The sequence below is a fragment of the Oleiphilus sp. HI0079 genome (genome assembly GCF_001635105.1).
Map to the genome: position 1 here is coordinate 1 of NZ_LWFT01000301.1, position 675 is coordinate 675.

General features: G+C 47.0%; 1 protein-coding gene. It reads right to left on the reverse strand.

From position 1 onward, the window contains the following. Positions 1-455, reverse strand: a 455-nt coding sequence (locus tag A3750_RS04170; protein WP_255374865.1) for an ABC transporter transmembrane domain-containing protein, incomplete at its 3' end; no start/stop codon positions are given. Positions 456-675: the final 220 nt, after the last annotated feature.

A 675-nucleotide genomic window follows, 5' to 3' on the forward strand; every position in this document is an offset into this window, starting at 1 on the left:
ATAGAAAATGACGAGCCAATGATATTTTGTAGCAAACTCGTATCTGTAGTGAGTCGGGACATAATCTCGCCACTTTTGTTGAGTTCAAAATAGCTGGGGTGCATGCCAACCAAATGAGAGAACACGGCAGAGCGTAAGTCAGCAGTCACGCGCTCTCCGAGCCATGACACAAGATAGAAGCGGGCATACGTACCAAGCGCCATAAAGAGGGACAAAAGCAAAACAACCTGAGCGGTTCGTGTGAGTGCTTGAGGAGAACTCGCGACTAAACCATCATCCACTAACACGCGAACGCCTTGCCCAATTGAGAGAGTGACACCGGCTGTAAATACCAAAGCAATACCGGCAAAAATCAGGGTCAGTTTGTAAGGGCGCATAAAAGCCCAAAGTTTTAATAGCACACTGAAAGAACGCGCTGGTTTTTGCTCTGTGTTGAGCGGGGTAGGAACAGACATTCAGGTTCTCATGTAAGATAGATTAGCGACGCGCATAACCTAATGAAGCATCATGACCCAGAGTAAACGAGTCCGGCACTGGATGAAACCTATTCCAAAAAAGGCGAGGAACCAAGTACACCTAAGATAGGTCTTAAAACGATGATGCTGCGTAGTCTAAAGTAATTGGGCGCGGCCTATCTTACACAGGCGAAAAATCAGACAATCGCAAGAGAGCGCA